Annotated in this window: 10 protein-coding genes; 7 read left to right on the top strand and 3 right to left on the bottom strand. The window is 65.4% G+C overall.

Annotation, left to right across the window (positions count from 1 at the left end; all coding sequences use genetic code 11):
* The first annotated feature begins 42 nt into the window (after positions 1 to 42).
* The gene (gene groL, locus ACCQ13_RS16970; protein WP_159407624.1) at positions 43 to 1683 is read left to right on the top strand and encodes a chaperonin GroEL; all 1641 of its coding nucleotides are present in this window, start codon (positions 43 to 45) and stop codon (positions 1681 to 1683) included.
* Positions 1684 to 1801: 118 nt separating this feature from the next.
* Here groL and xopX (ACCQ13_RS16965) read toward each other — a convergent pair whose 3' ends face one another.
* Together xopX (ACCQ13_RS16965) and xopX (ACCQ13_RS16960) are read right to left on the bottom strand one after the other, a co-directional pair.
* Positions 1802 to 3919, bottom strand: a complete 2118-nt coding sequence (xopX, locus tag ACCQ13_RS16965) for a XopX family type III secretion system effector (RefSeq protein WP_104604037.1) — start codon at positions 3917 to 3919, stop codon at positions 1802 to 1804.
* A 175-nt stretch (positions 3920 to 4094) separates the two neighbouring features.
* The gene (xopX, locus tag ACCQ13_RS16960) at positions 4095 to 6152 is read right to left on the bottom strand and encodes a XopX family type III secretion system effector (protein WP_223214365.1); all 2058 of its coding nucleotides are present in this window, start codon (positions 6150 to 6152) and stop codon (positions 4095 to 4097) included.
* A gap of 428 nt (positions 6153 to 6580) precedes the next feature.
* Between xopX (ACCQ13_RS16960) and ACCQ13_RS16955 the strand changes: the two genes are divergently transcribed.
* Positions 6581 to 9472, top strand: a complete 2892-nt coding sequence (locus ACCQ13_RS16955; protein ID WP_159407623.1) for a TonB-dependent receptor plug domain-containing protein — start codon at positions 6581 to 6583, stop codon at positions 9470 to 9472.
* Between the two features lie 59 nt (positions 9473 to 9531).
* Here the strand turns inward: ACCQ13_RS16955 and yjjJ are convergent, their stop codons facing one another.
* Positions 9532 to 10908 (bottom strand): type II toxin-antitoxin system HipA family toxin YjjJ, encoded by a 1377-nt coding sequence (gene yjjJ / locus ACCQ13_RS16950; protein ID WP_372372311.1) that lies wholly within the window; start codon positions 10906 to 10908, stop codon positions 9532 to 9534.
* Positions 10909 to 11245: 337 nt separating this feature from the next.
* Here yjjJ and ACCQ13_RS16945 point away from each other — a divergent pair, with 337 nt between their 5' ends.
* From ACCQ13_RS16945 to glnE, 5 genes are all read left to right on the top strand, one after another.
* Positions 11246 to 11482, top strand: a complete 237-nt coding sequence (locus ACCQ13_RS16945; RefSeq protein WP_146090333.1) for a hypothetical protein — start codon at positions 11246 to 11248, stop codon at positions 11480 to 11482.
* The gene (locus tag ACCQ13_RS16940; protein WP_159407621.1) at positions 11482 to 12555 is read left to right on the top strand and encodes a 3-deoxy-7-phosphoheptulonate synthase; all 1074 of its coding nucleotides are present in this window, start codon (positions 11482 to 11484) and stop codon (positions 12553 to 12555) included. The genes ACCQ13_RS16945 and ACCQ13_RS16940 overlap by 1 nt, the downstream gene beginning before the upstream one ends.
* A 107-nt stretch (positions 12556 to 12662) precedes the next feature.
* On the top strand, positions 12663 to 14840 hold the full coding sequence (locus tag ACCQ13_RS16935) for a translocation/assembly module TamB domain-containing protein (protein WP_159407620.1): 2178 nt from the start codon (positions 12663 to 12665) through the stop codon (positions 14838 to 14840).
* A gap of 150 nt (positions 14841 to 14990) precedes the next feature.
* The gene (locus tag ACCQ13_RS16930; protein ID WP_104604065.1) at positions 14991 to 17399 is read left to right on the top strand and encodes a hypothetical protein; all 2409 of its coding nucleotides are present in this window, start codon (positions 14991 to 14993) and stop codon (positions 17397 to 17399) included.
* Positions 17400 to 17689: 290 nt separating this feature from the next.
* Positions 17690 to 20521: a bifunctional [glutamate--ammonia ligase]-adenylyl-L-tyrosine phosphorylase/[glutamate--ammonia-ligase] adenylyltransferase gene (gene glnE / locus ACCQ13_RS16925; protein WP_104604032.1), complete on the top strand. Its 2832-nt coding sequence runs from the start codon at positions 17690 to 17692 to the stop codon at positions 20519 to 20521.
* Positions 20522 to 20567 lie beyond the last annotated feature (46 nt).

The raw sequence follows: 20567 nt of genomic DNA, 5'->3' as shown, positions 1-20567 counted from the left end.
GATTTCCCATTCCCCATTCCCAATTTCCGGAGTTACATACAAATGGCTGCTAAAGACATTCGTTTCGGTGAAGACGCACGTACCCGCATGGTTCGTGGCGTCAACGTGCTTGCCAATGCCGTGAAGGCCACCCTGGGCCCGAAGGGCCGCAACGTCGTGCTCGAGAAGAGCTTCGGCGCGCCGACCATCACCAAGGACGGCGTCTCCGTCGCCAAGGAAATCGAACTGGCCGACAAGTTCGAGAACATGGGTGCGCAGATGGTCAAGGAAGTCGCTTCCAAGACTAACGACAACGCCGGCGACGGCACCACCACCGCCACCGTGCTGGCCCAGGCCCTGATCCGCGAAGGCGCCAAGGCCGTGGCCGCCGGCATGAACCCGATGGACCTCAAGCGCGGTATCGACCAGGCCGTCAAGGCCGCCGTCGTCGAGCTGAAGAACATCTCCAAGCCCACCACCGACGACAAGGCGATTGCCCAGGTCGGCACCATCTCGGCCAACTCGGACGAGTCGATCGGCAACATCATTGCCGAAGCGATGCAGAAGGTCGGCAAGGAAGGCGTCATCACCGTTGAAGAAGGTTCGGGCCTGGAAAACGAGCTGGACGTGGTCGAGGGCATGCAGTTCGATCGCGGCTACCTCTCCCCGTACTTCATCAACAACCAGCAGAGCCAGTCGGCCGACCTGGACGACCCGTTCATCCTGCTGCACGACAAGAAGATCTCCAACGTGCGTGACCTGCTGCCCGTGCTGGAAGGCGTGGCCAAGGCCGGCAAGCCGCTGCTGATCGTGGCTGAAGAAGTCGAAGGCGAAGCGCTGGCGACCCTGGTGGTCAACACCATCCGTGGCATCGTCAAGGTCGTGGCCGTCAAGGCACCGGGCTTCGGCGACCGTCGCAAGGCGATGCTGGAAGACATGGCCGTGCTGACCGGCGGCACCGTGATCTCCGAGGAAGTGGGCCTGGCGCTGGAAAAGGCCACCATCAAGGACCTGGGCCGCGCCAAGAAGGTGCAGGTCTCCAAGGAAAACACCACCATCATCGACGGTGCTGGCGATTCGGCCACGATCGAGTCGCGCGTCGGCCAGATCAAGACCCAGATCGAAGACACCTCGTCCGATTACGACCGTGAAAAGCTGCAGGAGCGCGTGGCCAAGTTGGCCGGCGGCGTTGCAGTCATCAAGGTCGGCGCCTCGACCGAAATCGAAATGAAGGAAAAGAAGGCACGCGTCGAAGACGCCCTGCACGCCACCCGTGCAGCCGTCGAAGAAGGCGTGGTCCCGGGCGGCGGCGTGGCCCTGGTGCGTGCGCTGGTGGCCGTCGGCAACCTGACCGGTGCCAACGAAGACCAGACCCACGGCATCCAGATCGCCCTGCGCGCCATGGAAGCCCCGCTGCGCGAAATCGTGGCCAATGCCGGCGAAGAGCCGTCCGTGATCCTGAACAAGGTCAAGGAAGGCACCGGCAACTACGGCTACAACGCCGCCAACGGCGAGTTCGGCGACATGGTCGAATTCGGCATCCTGGACCCGACCAAGGTCACCCGTTCGGCGCTGCAGAACGCGGCCTCGATCGCCGGCCTGATGATAACCACCGAAGCGATGGTGGCCGATGCACCGAAGAAGGACGAGCCGGCGATGCCGGCCGGTGGCGGCATGGGCGGCATGGGCGGCATGGATTTCTGATCCACGCCACTTTGGCTGTTGCATCAAAAATGACCCCGCCGAAAGGCGGGGTTTTTTTGTATGTGCGCTTCACCACGACGCGGATGCCCACTCTCGCCCCTTGCACCTGGTCGTGACGTCAGGGCGAACGCACTGCGCTGGTTGCGGTCGCATCGGTTGGCAGATGCGATTGCGCAGGTGCACCCTGCTCAGGCGATGCGTTCCCTGCGGCGAATTGGGCGTCGTCGGTGATCTCGGTGATCGTGACGCTGCCGCTGGGCCTGGTCTGCGCGCCCGCGCCCGCGTCCTCGATCACTTGGAGCGCAATCTCTCCGACCATCTGCTCGTACTGCTGCGCCTCTTCCGGCGACAGCGTTTCCACATATCTCGCTGTGTCTTGTACGGTCTGGATCAGCTCTTCGGGCGAGGACGGCATGCGGGTTGCGAGCGGGGTGCCATCGGGTCCCTTGAACACCCGCATGACCTGACGCCCGCCCCAGTTCATCGCCAGTTCCGTGCCACGCGCCATTGGGCCAGGCATTGTCATCGACATCAGCGACATGATCGCGCCGGCGTAGTAGGGCGATGCCGACGATGCTTCGATCAGACTCTTGTCTGCGAAGGTCTTGGACAGCTTCTCCACACCCAGCGCCAGCGCCATGACCATGCTGCCGGAGCACATGGCCTTGAAGCGCTCCATCGCGTCTTGGCGGGTCGCGTGCTTGTTCAGCGCCGACTGCATCATCACGGTCGTCACCACGGCGAAGTCGGCCAGCAGGTCTACCGTGCCGATCCGATCCGGCTGGATCAGGTAGACGGTCAGTCCGGTCACTCCGGCCCCTAGCATGGCCAATGCCAACTTGGAGGCAATATCGCTGTTGGCCACCTGACGCGGGATGGTGGCTGGCTGGTCCTGATCGACTTGCAGCGCGGCGCCCAATCGCTTGCTGCATTGGTCGAGCGTCTCCAGCAGATGCGTGCATTGGGCATTGAGCGTGCGGGTGAGCTCGTGCCCCTGGTTCGGGGCGGTGAAGTCGCGACGTAATTGTTGAAAAGCGTCGCGGCCATTCTCCAGGGCGGCACAGATCTCATTGAGTTGCGTGCGCAGGTGCGCGCTGATCTGTCCGGGCGTCAGGCGCGCGCGCAGCCGCTGAGCCTGCGTCTGAAGGCCGACACGGTCCGCGATACTCGCGCCCACGTGGGAGACGCCATGCTGCATTCGATTACCGAGTGCGTTGAGGCTGTTCCAGAGGAAAGGCGTCAGCACCATCGCTGTGCAGGCCGTCGATGCGGCTGCAGCAAATCCCAGGTTGCTTTCCACCGCTTCGGCCTGCTGTCGCACGGACGGGTTGCCGAATTTCTTGGGGAGCTCGGTGGTGAGGAACAGTCCGTTGAGCAGGATGGCGTAGAAATGCATTTCATTGGCTTCGCGCCCCAACTGCCCGCCCATCAGCGGGAACGGAAGCCCGTCGGCGGTGGGGCGCAGCGCCGATGCCGATAGACTCATCACGCCTTTGGTTGCTGCGGCAATGGAATAGGCGAAGGTCTTGGCCTGGTTGGCGAGCAGCGGACTGGGCACCACCAGGGGCCAGAGATTGACCAGATTGGCCAGCGACTTCAGCGCCCGCCCGGGCGCAGGTGTCCCGTGTTCCAGCGGTCGAAGCGCGTCTTCCACGGCTTTGATGTCGCCGAGCAATTGCTGACGGAAGCGTGCTTCCAGACCGGTTGCCGCTTCGATGGCGCCGCGCAGCTGCGTGATCTGCTCGCGGCACGCGGCCAGGCTGTGCGGCCTGCTGTGTTCCGGGTCGGTATGACGCACCATTTGCAGGAATGCAGGATCGTCCGCATGGATTTGCAGCATGGTGCGCAAATCCGTCAGTGACCACAGACTGGAGGCGGCGTTTTTGAGCGTCCCGGAGAGCTGCAGCGCCCCCTCGGTCAGGCCGGCGGTTGCTCTGCGAATCAGCGAACTGGGTGCATGCGCTGCAGGCGACCTGGATTGCAGCGTAGGGTGCTGGTGCTGTTCCCCATCTGTATCAACGCTGGATATGTCTGCGTCGGCGATCTCGATGTCAGGGCGTTCTGCTGGCGAAGAGGGCCTGCTTGCGCGCTGGGTGAGCCCGCTCAATTGTGGATCGACTTGGCGTTGGGGGACTGCATCATGAGGAGTCGGCTGCGATGTCGGAGCCGTTTCCTGCGGAATTTGCTCGCGCAGCGGGCTGGCTGCCTCCGCCTGGTTCGCTTGCTTGATGTGCATGGGAAATTCCTCGAAATTACTGGGCGCGGTAGAGTTCGTCACTGGTAGATGCTTCGTAACTACGCGTTTCGTTCCAAAGCGGTTGCGTCCTAATGGCGATCAACGTGCGTGCCACGGCATCGGCGTGCCGTGGGCCTAATCGGATTATGCAAAGGCACCGTCGGCGCGGAGGCGCTCAATCGGATCGCGTCTTGCCAGCGCCCTCTGGCGCATGCTCGGGCGCGGCGGATTGGCTGTCATCGATCTCGGTGAGGGTCACGTTGCTGCTGGGCCCGGCGTGTGTCGCTTCGCCAGCGTCCTGGATTGCTTGAAGGATGGAGTCTCCCACGGTCCTCGTATAGTCCTGCAGCTGCTCATCTTCCAGGCTGAACAGATACGCCAACGTGTTTTGGGACATCTGCTGCAGTTCTTCGGCAGAAGAGGGAACAAAGGTTGCCAGCTGTGCGCCATCCGGGCCGGTGAACATGCGGCCAAGCTGGCGTCCGCCCCAGTTCATCGCCAGCTCCGCACCGCGTGCGATTGGGCCTGGCATCGTTACCGCCATCAGCGACATGATGGCACCGGCGTAAAACTGAGCGTTGGGCGAGGACTCTATCAAGCTTTTGTCGGTGAGCACCTTGGACAATTTTTCTGCGCCCAGTGCAAGGGCGATGACCATGCTGCCACCGCACATGGCCTTGAAGCGGTCCATTGCGTCTTGCCGCGTCGCCTGTTTGTTCCATACCGACTGTGCCATCACTGCTGTCACGATGCAGGTGTCACTGAGCAGGTTGATCGTGCCCAACCGATCCGGTTGGATAAGGTAGATGGTCGAGCCGGTCACTGCGGTTGCCAGTATCATCAATGCCACCTTGGAGGAGACATCGTGGTTGGTTACTTGGCGCGGAATACCCGGCATCTGATCGCCATCCAGATGCAATACGCTCGCAAGCCGTTTGCTGCACCTGTCTAGCGTTTCCAACAGATGCGTGCATTGCGCATTCACCGTTCTGGTGAGTTCCCGCCCTCCATCCTGATCGATGAAGCTGCGACGCGCCAGCTGAAAGGTCTCGCAGGAGGCGTCCAGCTGTTCGCGGATCTCCTCTAGCTGCGAGCGTACTTCTTGGTTAATTCGGGCAGGCGTCAGACGGGCACGCAGTTGCTCCGCCTGGTTGTTCAGGCCCGTTGCCTGCGCTGCGGCGGCGCCCAGGCGTGCCGTCTTGTCCAGCAGTTTATTGCCGAGCGCGCTGAGGCTGTTCCACAGGAATGGGGTCAGCATCATGGCCGTGAAGCTCACCGAGATGCCTGCGGCGTAGCCCATATTCTGGCTGACCGTCTCAGCGTTTCTGCGCAACGTCGGATCGCCGAATTTCTTCGGAAGTTCGGTAGTGAGGAACAGCGTGTTGATTAGCACGTTGTAGAGATGCATTTCGTTCGCGTCTCGGCCTAGCTGACCTCCGGCGAACGGAAAGGGTAAGCCGTCAGCACTGGGGCGTAACGCCGAGGCTGACATGGCGAGCACCCCCTTGGTGGCGGTGGACATCGTGAAAGCGAGGGTTTTGGCCTGATTGCCCATGAGCGGGCTGGGAACAACGATTGGCCAGAAATTGATGAGATTGCCAACCGACTTCAGTACTCGTGAGGCGACTGGTGTGGAGTGATCGAGCGGCTGCAGGGCGTTCAATATCTCTTTGACGTCGCCCAGCAGCTGGTTGCGCTGATGTGGTCCAATCCCCTCTGCAGTTTCGATGAGCCGGCCGAGCTCCTGTATCTGCTGGCGGCAGGACGACAAGGTATGTGGCGTCGGTTGTTCCGGATCGGCGCCCCTTAGGACTGCCAGAAATGTGGGGTCGTCTGCATGGATCTGCAGCATGGTGCGGAGATCCGTCAGCGACCAAAGATTGGATGCGCCCTCGGATACCGAGGCGTAAGCCCGCTGAACCCCGCGTGTCAACGCAGCGTTGGCACGCGTGACCAAGGTAGCGGCAGTAGACGAGCGGGAGGCGAGTTCCGGTGAATGCGTCTGCAGTTCAGGCCCATGCGATGCTGTCGGCGAGGAGCCATGCTCCGAGTTGGGGATGGACACGCGCGAATGGCCGCGCGCTGTGAGCGCCGACAAGCGGGGATCGACCGGCGTTTGCATCGGCGATGGAGGAGACGGCACGGCGGCCCCTGTAGAGGATGTGTCCGTACCAACGTCGTGCGGCGAAGCGGGAGAAGATGGTCCTGCTGTTTGCGGCTGCTTGATCTCCACAGAGCGCTCCTTGATAGGAAATAACCAGACGACGATCCGTGCTACCCCTGTATTATTTGTACGTCTGTACACAGCGGTACACCGCGACGCGAAATACTGCACTGCAAGAAGAACGACGGACATACGAAAGCTGCAGCCGTGGCCTGCATGGCAAGCCCGCTGCGGGCCAGTTGCATTGTCGAGTGCGCTCGACGCGTGTCAGCCACCGAGCGGCCAGTGCCAGGCGGCTGAATGTGAGGAAAGGCATCACTGCCAGTACAGGTGTATTGACACCGATGTCATCGGAGCCTTAGCGTCGCTGGGCAGGCGTTTGCGTCGAGTGGTCAGGGGGGCCATCGGACAAGGGGCGGCGATGCATGCATCGCTGGCAGACGTCGTTGCAGTGCACTGCCACGCCGGCCGCGTCCGGCTTCTCCCGGGGGACTTTCATGAACTGTCGCAGTCACCGTCTTGCCGTGTCCATTACCGTGTCCCTTGCCATGACCGGTGCGTGTGCACCGCCGCTCATGGCCCAGCAAGTCGAACCCGATCCATCGCGCGCCACGTCCACGCTGGATGCTGTCAGCGTCACCGGCTCGCGCATCAAGCGCGCGCAGGTCGAAGGCGCGCAGCCGGTGGTCACCATCTCCGCGCAGCAGATCCAGCAGGAAGGCTTCGCCACCGTCTACGACGTACTCAACAGCATGAACCAGCAAGGCTCGGTGGAAGCGGACACGCAGTGGGGCTCGCACACGCCCAATGCCTCGCCGATCAACCTGCGCGACCTGGGGCCGGGCCGCACGCTGCTGTTGGTCAACAGCCGCCGCGTGGCCGATTACCCGCTGCCGTACGGCGGTGAAAGCAATTTCTCCAACTACAGCAATATTCCCGCCGCCGCGGTGGAGCGCATCGACATCCTCACCGGCGGCGCGTCGGCGATCTACGGTTCGGATGCGGTGGCCGGCGTCATCAACGTGATCCTCAAGCGCGATTACCAGGGAGATCAATTCCGTTTGCGCGGCGGCACCGCCACTGAAGGCGGTCGCGATAGTTTCGACGGGTCCTGGGCCGGCGGGCGCACCGGCGATAACTGGAGCGTGACCTATGCGCTGCAGGCCACCCGGCGCGACCCATTGAGCGGGCGCGATCGCCCGAAGATGGACGACTCGGACGACATGTCCTATTCCAACTGGACCGGCCAGAACCGCCGCTACGGGTTCAACCCGTTCACCGGCCTGAGCCTAGTCGACGTCAACACCAACGAGCGCCTCGCGCCGCCGCCGGGCACCTGCGCGCGTTTCGGCGGTGAGTTCATCGACGGCCAGCGGTTGAGCTACAACCAGAATACCGGCGCACTCACCAATTCGGGCAGCTATTGCGGTATGGCGCGCGATTATGGCGATTGGGGCCTGGTGACCGGCAGCGAAGATTATTCGGCGTACCTGTATGGCACCTGGAAGTTTGGCGCGGCGACCGAGGCCTGGGCCACGGTGTCGGCCAACCGCAGCATCGGGCGCTGGACCTATGACCCGCCGTATGTCTTGCTGGGTCCATTTCAGGATGCCAACACCGGACGCCAGTTGAATGCCATCCGCCAGCTCACTCGCCGCGAAGCCGGTGGCTGGGATCGGTTGGCCAACTACAACAAGGAACAGTCCTGGGATCTGGGCGCCGGCCTGCGCGGCGTGTGGGCCGACCGCTTTGATTGGGAGCTGAGCGTGGGCCGTTCGCGCTACACCGTGGACGAATACATCCGCACCGTGGATACCGCGCGCGCCACCGATTATTTCCTCGGCAGCCCGCTCGGGACTGGTGCCGATGGCAACCCGATCTATGCGGTCAACGAAGCGCGCTGGTACGCGCCGCTGGCATCCAACGAGTACGACAGCCTGGTGGCCAAGTCGCACAACGCTGCGTATTCCTGGGTCAACCAAGCCATTTTCAGTTTGAGCGGCGATGTGATGCAGGGATGGGCGGGGCCGATCCGCTTCGCCACCGTGGCCGAAGTCGCCAAGCAGGGCTATCAACTCTCGCCCGACCCCTGCGCCAACGAATGCTACCCGGTGGATGTGGTGGACAGCGGTGGTGGCGAGCGCCTGCGCAGTTCGGCCGGCCTGGAATTCCAGATCCCGCTGCTGTCCACGCTCAGCGCCAATGTGGCCGGCCGCTACGACCGCTACAGCAACTATCGCTCCTCCGCCGCCATCCAGACCGAGGTAGGCCAGCAGAGCGACACCACCTGGAGCGCCGGCCTGGAATGGCGGCCGGTGGAGAGCCTGCTGGTGCGCAGCACCCTGGCCACCAGCTTCCGCGCGCCGGACATGCACTACGTGCTGGGCGAACCCAGCTCCACCAACCAGACGGTGATCGACCAATATCGCTGCATCACCTCCGGCGCGTACCAGACCGGCGGCTGCAACGACGAGAACAACAACATCTTCTACACCGTGGATGTGAACCGGCGCGGCACGCCCGACCTGCGCTCGGAGACCGGCCGTTCGTTCACCGGTGGCGTGGTGTGGGACATCGCACAGGGGCTGTCGTTGAGCGTGGACTACTACCGCATCCAGCTGGAGGACATGATCAAGGATCTGGACCGCGACGAGATCCTGTCGGCCGAAGCCGGCTGCCGTACCGGCACCACCATCAGCGGCGGCGCCTGGAACAACCCTGGCGGCGCCGGTTACTGCGATACCATCACCTCGCGCGTGACACGTCATGCCGACGGCACCATCGCCGCCATCGAACGCGGCCCGATCAACCTGGCGCAGATGGAAACCTCCGGTATCGATGCCGCGCTGAGGTACCGCCTGGCCACGGGCGGCTGGGGCAACTTACAGCTGTCGCTGGACTACAACAATCTGATTGCCTACCGCGAGCAGATCTACCGCACCGACAGCGACGAAAACCGCCGCGACGAGCGCGTGCGCAGCCGGGTGCGCGGCAGCGTGCACTGGGACAACGGCGGCGCCTGGGACTGGACCGTGTTCTTCCGCCGGCTCGGTTCGATGCGTGCGGTCAACTGGGGCACCTGCGCACGCTTCGACGATGGCTACCAGCCCAGCGCCTCGGATCAGTGCCTGGTCACCGATACCGGCAACGTGAATCTGGGCCAGACCAGCAAGCGCTATTTTGGCCGCGTCGGCCCGGCGATCTACTGGAACCTCAGCACTGGCTACAGAATCACCGACCATGCCAAGGTCAACTTCTACATCAACAACGTATTCAACGAAGTGGGCTACGAACACAAGGAGCGCTTCTACGGCTACGGCTTCTACAACACCACGCTGTTCAACCCGATCGGCCGCGAAGTGGCGGCGGAGTATGTGTTTACGTTCTGAGTGAGGCTGGCCGCTGCATCGCACGCTGCGGCGTGTGGTGCAGTGTCGCGGGCCAGCGCTCAGGCAAGGCGCGAGGCCGTTCGGCGCAGGCTTGCCAATGCGCGCGCAGCGATGCCGCGCATCTGCTCGCTCAGGGCGTTGTCGTCGCTGGATCGCTGCCAGAACTGTTCGGCCAGCGCGGCAGCGCGTCGCCACTGGGCGAATTGGCCGACCGTGGGCGTTGGAATTTCGATGTCCCTGGGCACGACTTCGCCATTGGACGCCGGCCGTAGCGCCATCGGCAACATGTCGTACACCGGCGCAAGCCGCAGCGGAAAAGTGTCGGCAAGCATCAGCGCGGCGTTGCCCAGATGCATGTCGGTATTGCCGATGAGCGCACCGAACCAGCTGGTCACCTCAAGACGCTCGGTGTCTTCCGCACTCAGCCAGCCATCGCGCTGGAGCAGCGGCGCAAGCGCACGCCATGTGCCGACCTCCGACTGCCCGTAGAACGCAGCGAAGATCGCCATCAACGAGACAAACCCGTGTCGGCCCAACGTCGGTGTGCGATCGAAGCGGGTGGATTCGAGAAACACGCGCTCACCTGCCTGCAGCCAGTGTGTCGTTGCCGCCGGGATGCCACCGGCAAGCAATACCTGGTTGGCCAGGGATTCCATCTGCAACAGATCCGCCCAGCGCCGGCCGGCCGGCTGATCGATCCGGTCGGAGAATTTCACGATCACCGGGCGATACACGCCATCCTCGCGCAGCACGGCAGTGAATTTCGGTTGCTCGCCGGCAGCGGATGAACCGACGTCCTCACCGCGTAATGCGGCATCGGCGTGCTGCAGATAGCTTTCTGCGCGTGCTTCTGGCTCGATGCACTCAGGCTGCTCGATCGATGCCCATGCGCGTGCCAGCGCAGCCTCGCCAACCAGCAGATCGCCGAGCTGGTCGTGTCCATCGGACAGCAGCGCGACGAGTGTGTCACCGGGCGACCACAGTGTGAGATTTTCGGGCAGTCGCAACGGCTTGGAGATGCGATGGGCCAGGTTGCGCCCGAGAAATCCCTGCGGGCGTTGGTCATCGAGAAACCAGGGCAGCGACTCGAACACGCCCAGGTGCATTGGCGGACGCAGCAGCACGGGGTTGTCCTGCAGCAACTCCACGCAGAAGTGGTCGTGATGGAGTGCATGCAGCTGGCCGAGCGGCACGACGCGGGCCTTAGCGTCGATCCGGTAGAGCGGCCAGGCACGTTCGCCTCTCACCTCGCCGGTGGCGATGTAATGGGTGGCGCGCGCGTTGCCATAGCGCCGCACGGCACTGCCTGCTGCCGCGACCAGGCGCGAGAGCGTTGCCTTGCTCACACCCAGCCGTGTGGCGAGATCGGCACCGCGCAACGGGCCTTCGAGGCGCAGTGTGGCGACCAGGCGTTGTACTGCATCGGACGGCGGCATGCAGAGCATCCATGAAACGATTTGTGGAACGATAAATTAAGAATGTGTGATTTGCAAATAACTGATTTAGAACAATTTTGACTCCAAAAAGCGGTTCTCTAAGCAGAAATGATGAAACGATACTTTCGATGCTCTCCATGGCAGGCCCGGATGCCCGGAGCGTCGCTGCTGCGCGGGTCGGGACCGCTGCCTCGACACGCCGCCGCTCCACCGGGCCAACTGCCCGTATCCATCGGTTGTTCCGCAGCAATCTGTCCTGTGCAGGTGTGAATGCCGACGCGTCTGGTCACCTGCGGTGCTGCGCGCAGAGTGCGTCGGCCTGCACGTTCCGTTGCCGATGAAACAGTGGCATCAAAAAAAAACGCGTGGTATCAATGCATCCCATGAACGCACCCCGCAGCCAGTTTTATTTTTGGTACTACGGCTTTCCGATGCCGCTGGCGGAGGAAGGAGTGCGCTCACCCTGAAGGACACTTCAGCAGCATTCCCGAAAAGCCGCCAGCGCACACTGGCGGCTTTTTTGTTGCCGCTTTGCCTGGCTCCCCCGATGCACTGCCGACCCGAGACACTGTGATGCCGCCTGTAACCGATGACCTGCGTATCCGCAAGATCGAAGCCCTCGCACCGCCTTCGCAGCTGCTGTCGCTGCTGCCCTGCGACGAGCGCGCCTCCGAGACCGTGACCCAATCGCGCGCCGCGCTGCACGAGATCCTGCACGGGCGCGACGACCGCCTGGCGGTGGTGATCGGGCCGTGTTCGATCCACGACCCAGTGGCGGCGATGGACTATGCCCGCCGCCTGCGCCCGTTGCGCGACCGGTTCGGCGATGCGTTGGAGATCGTGATGCGGGTGTACTTCGAAAAGCCGCGCACCACCATCGGCTGGAAGGGATTAATCAACGATCCTGACCTGGATGGCAGCTTCCAGATCAACAAGGGGCTACGTGTGGCGCGCGGCTTGCTGCGCGACATCAACAACCTGGGCCTGCCGGCCGGCGTGGAGTTCCTCGACATCATCTCTCCGCAATACATCGCCGACCTGGTGGCCTGGGGCGCGATCGGCGCCCGGACCACCGAAAGCCAGGTGCATCGCGAAATGGCCTCGGGCCTGTCGTGTCCGGTGGGTTTCAAGAATGGCACCGGCGGCGACGTCAAGATCGCGGTGGACGCAGTGGGCGCGGCCTCGTATCCGCACCATTTCCTGGCCGTGACCAAGGACGGCAAGACGGCCGTGGCGGCCACCGCCGGCAATCCGGATTGCCATGTGATCCTGCGCGGCGGCAAGCAGCCCAACTTCGATGCAGCCAGCGTGGCAGCCGCCAGCCAGGTGCTCAATGCCTCCGGCCTGCCGGCGCGCCTGATGATCGACGCCAGCCACGCCAACAGCGGCAAGAATCCCGAGAACCAGCCCAAAGTGGTCGAGGACATTGCAGCGCAGCTGGAGGGTGGCCAAACGCGTATCGTCGGCGTCATGGTCGAAAGCCACCTGGTAAGTGGACGTCAGGAATTGGTGCCCGGTGGCGAGCTGACCTATGGCCAGAGCATCACCGACGGCTGCATCGACTGGGCCACCTCGGTGCAGGTGCTGGAGCGGCTGGCGATGGCGGTGCGTACACGCCGTATGAAGCGCCTCGGCGAGGCCGCATGAGTCGAGGCCGCTAGCCGGCGTGCGGTAGCGCGGCAAGCATCGGTATTCACGCCCCGGCGTCGGCCCACCCGTGATAGTGGCGGCGGACTTTCCTGCCGCCCGAGCCCATGCCCTCTCTTCGCGAACGCTTCCAGCGCTGGCCTCGGCCGTGGCGTCTTGCAGTGGTCGTGGTGTTGGCGCTGTACGTGCTGTACCTGCTGGCCGGCAACATCTATCTCAATACCCCGTTGTTCGATGCCAGCACCAACCGCCAGCCGCACAAGTTCACCCTGCAGACCGGCCCGGCACTGACGCTGTTCCCGGGCGAGGTGATGGCCTGGAACGTGCGCATGCGCGGGCAGGCCAACCGCACCGTGTATGTCTTCCACGCCGATCGCGCGCATGCGCGCATCGCATTGCTGGCCTTGTTCCGGCGCGAGGTACGCCTGCCGTGGCTGCATGCCACCAATGTCAGCGCAGAAGTGGAGACGTCGGACACCCCTATCCCGCCGCCACCGCGCGGCAACCGCGGCTGGACGCTGCGCTTCGATGCGATCACCAGCAACAGCATCCGCAGTGCCCGCCTGGGCAAGTTGCTGATCGCCGGCACTGGGCACGGCAGGGTCGGTTTTCTGAAGCAGCTCAAGGGCGGGCCATCGGAGCTGTTTCCCTCCGAAGCCGGCTTCAAGGAAGCGGTGGTCAGCTATGACGGCGTGCAGGTGTTCAACGATGCGCAGCTGGATGCGCAGTTACAGTTTCCACGCCATTATCGCGATGCCGCGCCCGGCCTGCGCAAGCTCGGCATCACCCAGGCGCGCCTGCAACTGAAGGCCAGCACGGTAGCGTTGAAGATCGATACCGGGGTGCCGAACGTGGACATCCGCAGCGGACCGTCGGCCGCGCGGGTGGAGGCCGACATCGCGCTGGCGAACGGCGCGCTGCAGCCCGGCAGCCGCGCGGTGTGGCGGCTGCCTCTGCTGGCCGGCGTGGGCGCCACCGATCGCGGCATGCTTGCGCTGCAATTGGACGTGGCGCAGGACATCCGCGTGCAGGCGCGACTGCCGCGCGACGAAGACACCGGCAGTGAACTGCATGCCGACCTGCGCATCGCCGGCCGCAGCATGCCGTTCGAGCAGCCGGCGCAGGTGCTGCCGCGTCTATCCGGCCAGGTGCGCGGGCGCTGGAAGTTCGAATCGCTGAACTGGATTGCCGAGCTGTTCGTGCGCAAGCCCTGGTTCCAGCTGGAAGGCGGTGGGCTGGTCGAGGCCGACCTGCGCATGGCGCAGGGGCGGCTGACCAGTGGCAGCCGCCTGGAGATTCCGCGCGTGGAAGCGGTGGCGCAGGTGTTCGATACGCGTCTGGCGGGCGTGGCCACGGCGCGCGGACACATCGACGATGCTGCCACGCCGCAGGCGCACCTGGACGTGCGCATTCCCACCTTCAAGGCCACCCCGCGCGATGCGCCCCGGCAGGTGTTGCTGGATGGCCGCGACCTCCAGTTGGCCATGCACGGCGACGCCGAGCTGGCGCGCTTGCGCGACACGCTGAAGGCGCAGCTGCGTTTCAGCAATGCGCAGGTGCCCGAGCTGACCGTCTACAACCGCTATCTGCCGGGCAACACCGTGCGCCTGCTCGGTGGGCGCGGCAGCCTGACCGGCGAGGTCGCGCTCAACGCCTCCGGTGAGGTGGGCAGCGGTCATGCGCAGTTGCGCGGCCAGGGCGCGCATCTGGCGCTGGCCGGCGTGCAGATGCGTGGCGATGCCGACCTGCAGGCGCAGCTGCAGCGCGCCGACTTCAAGAACAAGGTCTTCGACCTCAGCGGCACCCGCGTACGCCTGCGCAACATGCGGGTGGGCGAAGACGGCGCCGATGCCGGCTGGTGGGGCGAGTTGCAGGTCGGTGCCGGCACCATCCAGGCCAGCGCACCGTTCCAGCTGGATGCCGATGCCGCGTTGCGCATGCGCGATGCCGCGCCGCTGCTGTCGGTGTTCGCACAGCGCAGCGATTATCCGCGCTGGGTGGTGGGCTTGCTGGACTCGGGGCAACTCGACGCAACCGGGCGGGTGCGCTGGCGCAAGCAGCAACTCACCGTCGACGATCTGCATGCCGAAAACCAGCGCCTGTCCTTGCGTGCCCGCCTGGCGCTCGATGATGCACAGCGGCGCGGCAATCTCTACCTGCGCTGGGGCGTGCTCGGTGCCGGCATCGAACTCGATGGCAAGCAACGCCAATGGCATCTGGCGGGCGCGCGCGAGTGGTATGAGTCGCAGCCTGGCTTGTTGCCTGCGGTGTCCAGGAGCAAGTGACGACGCTGCCCGCATGAGGCAGCGTGCCGGGTAATGCGTGGTGTGCATGGGCAACGGAGTACGTCGGATTGCCGCGCTGCGCACCGCACTCACAGCCTGCTTGCCACACTGCGTGACGCCGCGTGCGCGGTGTTCAAGGAGCCTGCCGTCATGACGCTGCCGCCTCGCGCCCGCTGGCGCGCCCTGCCGCGCGTACTGCGCTGGCCATTGCTGGCCGTCATCGCGCTGTACGCAAGCTATTTGTTGTTGGGCAACCTGCTGCTCAATACCCCGCTGGGGCCGGCTGCGCTCAATCGCAAGCCGGAGAGCTTCGCCATGCACTGGGGACCGGCGCTGACCTGGTGGCCGGGTCGAGTGATGATGTGGCAGGTGGAGTTGCAGGGTCGTTCCACGCACAACAGCTGGAACGTCAGTGCGCAGCGCATGCGCGGGCAGATCCGGCTGTTGCCACTGCTGCACCGGCAACTGCTGGTGCCCGAGCTGCAGGTGCAGGGCGTGCGTGCCGCACTGCAGGCCACGACGCCGCCAGCAACAGCGGGAAACACACCGCCCACCAGCGCTGCATCCGCCGCGCAGCAGGCTGCCGTCGCATCGGATCCAATACCGCAAAGATCTGCGGCCCAGTCGGCTCGCCACACCGTCGTCGCCGCACCAGGGACACCAGGCCCTGCCACAGCGGCAACGGCGCCAGGCAGCGAAGCCTCCAAGCAACTGCCTGCTGCGGCCCAGCCGCCCGCTACGCCCGCATGGACGCTACAGTTCGATCGCATCGATGCGGAACAGGTGCAGGCACTGTCGCTGCGCCAACTGCACATCGAAGGGCAGGGACAATTGCAGTTGGGGTTGTTCAAGCAGTTGCGTGGTGGTGCGATGGAACTGTTTCCCTCGCGGGCCAGTTTCGACAAGGCGCGTGTGCGCTGGGGCCAGAGCGAGATGCTGCGCAACGGACAACTCCACCTGGAAGCCGGCATTGCGCGGCACAGGCCCGACCAGGCGCGTGGGTTGGCGTTGCTGCAGCTGACCGATGCCGTGCTGGCCGTGCATGGCGACACCGCGGCGCTGGATGTCACGCGCAATGCGCAGGGGCGCCACCGCGTCGTTCCCCGTGCTGGCAACGGGCGTGCAGATGGCGAGCTGCGCTGGGCGCGCGGTGCGTTGCAACCCGGCAGCCAACTGCACTGGCGCACACCGTTGCACGACGGCACGCGCGCACCGGCAGCCTTGCTGGGCGAACTCACCGCACAGTTGCAGGTCGATGACGACATGCGCCTGACGATCGCCATGCCTGAGCCAGCCGATGCCGGGCTCACCCTGGATGCGGATCTGCGCGTACAGGGCCGGCAGTTGCCGCTGGGCGGCCTGCGCGCCTTGTTGCCGCGGACTTCCGGGCATGCCCGTCTGCATTGGCAGCTAGCCTCGCTGAGCTGGATTCCAGCGCTGTTTCCCGATGTGGATTGGCTCACCCTGCAAGGCGATGGGTTGGTCGATGCAGATCTGCGCATCGACCGTGGCCAGCTCGGTGCAGGCAGCCGCCTGCAGGTGCCGCACGTGCGCGCGCAGGTGGGTGTGATGGGGCATGCAATCGCCGGCCAGGCCAGCGCCGATCTGCGTGTGGACGCCGATGCAGCCGGACAGTTGCTGCCGGCACTGGCGCTGCAGATGCAGCAGTTCTCGGTTGCGCATACCGACGCGCCGGCACGTCCGTTCGTGCAAGGCCGCGATTTGCGCCTGGACCTGCGCACGCGTGCCGATGCGCGCAACCTGACCAGCCTGCGCGATGCCACGCGCGCGCATCTAAGCTTTGCCAATGCACGCGTGCCCGATCTACGGGCGTACAACCGCTATCTGCCGCAGCAGCAGCTGCGCTTCGATGGTGGCAACGGCGTGCTCAGCGGCGATCTACAGATTGAACCGGGTGGGCGGATCGGCAAGGGTGGTTTGCGTATCGGTGCGCGTGCGGCGCGCCTGCAATTTGCAGGGCTTGCGATGCGCGGCGATGTGGATGCGGATCTGCGCTTGCAGCGTGGCGATCTGCGCGAAGAAACCTTTCGCCTCGATGCCAGTACCGTGCAGCTGCGCAATGTCGGCTTCACCGGCCCGGATGGGCAGCGCCGCGACGGGTGGTGGGCGCGCGTGGTGCTGGACGACACCCACATGCAATGGCGGCAACCGATCGGTGTGGATGGGCGCGTGCGCGTGCAAGTGCGCGACCTGGCATTCTTGATGGCGGTATATGCACGCGACCGTTCGGTTCCGGACTGGATGCTGCGCCTGATGGACGCCGGCCAGGCACAGGTCAGCGGACGCGTGCATTGGCAGGGCGAGACCGTCATCCTGGATCGCTTGCAGGCGCATAACGCACGCTTCCAGGTCGATGCGCGCCTGCGGTTGCAGGGACGCCAGCGCAGCGGCAGCCTGCTCGCGCGTTGGGGCGTGTTGAGCGCGGCAGTGGGCCTGCGCAACGACATTCCGGAATGGCATCTGCTACGCGCGCCGCAGTGGTACCAGGCGCAGCCGGATCTGCTCCCGATCAGCTCGCCAGGCGGCGACGGCAGGTGACAAAGCCCCGGTTCTGTACCGTCTGGTATTGTTTTGCAGTGCAGCGTGCAAGTTGTATTTGGGGGGCGCACTATGCTCTTGCATCCCGACGTGGGGGAGGGAGCAAAGCCCGCTGGCAGTTCGCTGCAAGCGGGCTTTTTGTTGCCTGACGTCTGGCCGACCGCAGCGGGTCTGGCGGCAGGTGCAGTCTCCACGGCATGGCCGACCGTGATGCATGCCGCAGCGACTGCTGGTCGAGCGTACACGTAGAACACCGTGCCGCTGCGTGGCCGGGATGCCAGAATCGCGGCATGTCGCCTTCCATTGCCTCCCGCCCCATCTCCCCCGCGCTGACCGCCCTGATCGAACGGGCCGTGGCCCGTGTCCAGCAGGCTGCTGCTGCCGGGCAGCCATGGCCTGGCGATGCGCTCGCCCGGCCGCTCGAACAGCTCGCGCTTGCCAGCGACTTTGCGTTGGAGACCTTGGCGCGCCAACCCGCCTTGCTGGCACGGCTGGCGCAGGCCGATCCACCGCCACTGCCGGTGCCGGTGCTGGACCCGGCGCAGCCGCAGGAGTGGCCGGCGCAGCTGCGTCGTTACCGCGCCGCCGCATCCACCCGGCTGATCTGGCGCGACGTGCTGGGCCTGGACAGCGTGGACGCCACCCTGGCCGGTGCCACCGTGTTGGCCGAAACCTGTCTGCAGACCGCGCTGCAGGCACTGGAACAGCAGTTTTCCACTCGCCATGGGCAGGTGATTGCCGACGACGGCAGCGTGCAGCGGCTGGTGGTCTTCGGCCTGGGCAAACTGGGCGGCGGCGAGCTGAATTTTTCGTCGGACGTGGACCTGGTGTACGCCTACCCGCAGGGCGGCCAGTCCGACGGGCCACGCCCGCTGGCGGCGGAGGAATATTTCGCGCGGCTGGGTCAGCAACTGGCCAGGCTGCTGGACGAAACCACCGCCGAGGGCTTCAGTCACCGCGTGGATCTGCGCCTGCGTCCGTTCGGCAGTGCCGGGCGCGTGGCCTTGTCGTTTACCGGCATGGACCAGTATTTCCAGCGCGAAGGCCGCGATTGGGAGCGCTATGCCTGGCTCAAGGCGCGCGCGGTGGCGGGCGATATCGCCGCCGGCGAGGCCTGGCTGGAGAGCTTGCGGCCCTTCGTCTACCGCCGCTATCTGGATTTCACCGCGCTTGATGGCCTGCGCGAGATGAAGGCCGCCATCGCCGCCGAAGTTGCGCGGCATGACCGGCTGGACGACATCAAGCGCGGGCCGGGCGGCATTCGCGAGATCGAATTCCTGGTGCAATCGCTGCAGTTGATCCGCGCCGGGCGCGAGCCGGCCCTGCGCGAGCGTCGCCTGTTGCCCGCGCTCAAAGCGCTGGTCGCTGCGGGCCAGATCGAACCCGATACCGGCGTGGCGCTGGCCGAGGCGTACCGGTTCCTGCGCCGGCTGGAAAACCGCCTGCAGATGCTGCGCGATGCACAGACCCACGCCCTGCCGCAGGCGCCGCTGGACTGCGAGCGCATCGCGCTGGGCCTGGGCTATGCGGATTGGCAGGCATTGCTGGACGCACTGGTACCGCACCGCACGCAGGTGGCCGCCGAGTTCGCCGAACTGCTGGCACCGCGCGTGCGCACCACCGCCCCCGATACGCTGGCCGATTACTGGCGAGCGCTGCCCGATGGCGATGCGGCGCCGCTGCTGGGTATCGGGTTGCACGATCCGGGCAGTGCGCACCAGGTGCTGGGCGATTTCGCGCAATCCTCCGGCGTGCGTGCCCTGTCCGATACCGCGCGTGCGCGGCTGGACCGCGTAGTGCCGGCGTTGCTGCACGCCGCCACCCGGGGCAGCCAGCCCGATGCGGCGGTCCGGCGCATGCTGGGCCTGCTGCAGGCCACCTTGCGCCGTACCAGCTATCTGGCGCTGCTCGACGAACAGCCCAGCGCGCTTGCGCGGCTGGTGGATGTGCTCTCGCGCAGCGCGCTGCTGGCCGAGCGCCTGGCGGCCTATCCGCTGCTGCTGGACGAACTGCTCGACACCCGCATCGGCGGTGCGCTGCCCGATCGTGGCGCGTTGCAGGCCGCCTGCGCCGACACCGTGCACATCGAGGACACCGAAGCGGCCCTGCGCGAGCTCAACGAACGCCGGCTGGCGCTGAGCTTCCGCATTGCGCTGGCCACGCTCGACGGCCGCCAGCAGGCGGTGGACAGCACCCGCCAGCTGGCCTGGCTGGCCGAGGCGGTGGTGCAGACGGTGCTGCAGCTGGCGCGCAGGGAACTGGTGGCCGTGCACGGGCAGGTGCCGGGCGGCACGTTCGCCATCGTCGGCTACGGCAGCCTGGGTGGGCTGGAGCTGGGCTTCGGCTCGGACCTGGATCTGGTGTTTCTCTACGACCACCCGCGCGAGGCGGAACACTCCGACGGCCAACGGCCGCTGGAGGCGGGACGCTGGTTCGCGCGGCTCGCGCAGAAGGTGATGGCGCTACTTGCCGCCGAAACCGGAGCCGGCCGGCTGTACGACATCGATGTGCGGCTGCGTCCGGACGGCGGCAAGGGTGCGCTGGTATCGTCGCTGGCCAGTTACCGCGAGTACCAGCGCGAGCGCGCGTGGACCTGGGAACACCAGGCGCTGGTGCGTGCCCGGGCGGTGGCCGGCGATGCCGCGCTGTGCGATGCGTTTGCACAGGTGCGCCGCGACACGCTCACCCGCGTACGCGATGTCGCGCTGCTGCACGAGGACGTGCGCAAGATGCGTGCACGCATGCGCGCCGAACTGGATCGCAGCGACGCCGCGCGGCTGGATCTGAAGCAGGGTGCCGGTGGCCTGGTGGATCTGGAATTCCTGTTGCAGGCCGGTGTGCTGGAACACGCGGCCCAGCATCCGGGCTTGCTGGAAAGTTGCTCCACGCCTGGCTTGATCGATGCGTTGGTGCAGGCGCACTGGTTGCCGGCCGATCTGGCGCCGCCGCTGCATGCGGCGCATGCCATGCTGGTGGATGCCGGCCTTGGCTGCACGTTGGACAGGCGGCCACGCCTGATCGCACCCACGCCGGCCATCCAGCAGGCGCGCAGCGTCATCTTCAACGCGGCGCGTGCACAGGGGCTGGCATTTCCCGTCGGCAAGGACGTGGCTGCGTTGTAGCTGTGCAGTGTGGTCCGGTGGCTCTCCCGTCCGATCCTCGGGCAGC

The sequence above is a fragment of the Xanthomonas sp. NCPPB 1638 genome, assembly GCF_041475635.2.
GTDB classification, from domain to species: domain Bacteria; phylum Pseudomonadota; class Gammaproteobacteria; order Xanthomonadales; family Xanthomonadaceae; genus Xanthomonas; species Xanthomonas cucurbitae.
Note: the sequence above shows the minus strand (reverse complement) of the source record. Positions and strands in the feature narration are given on the sequence as shown.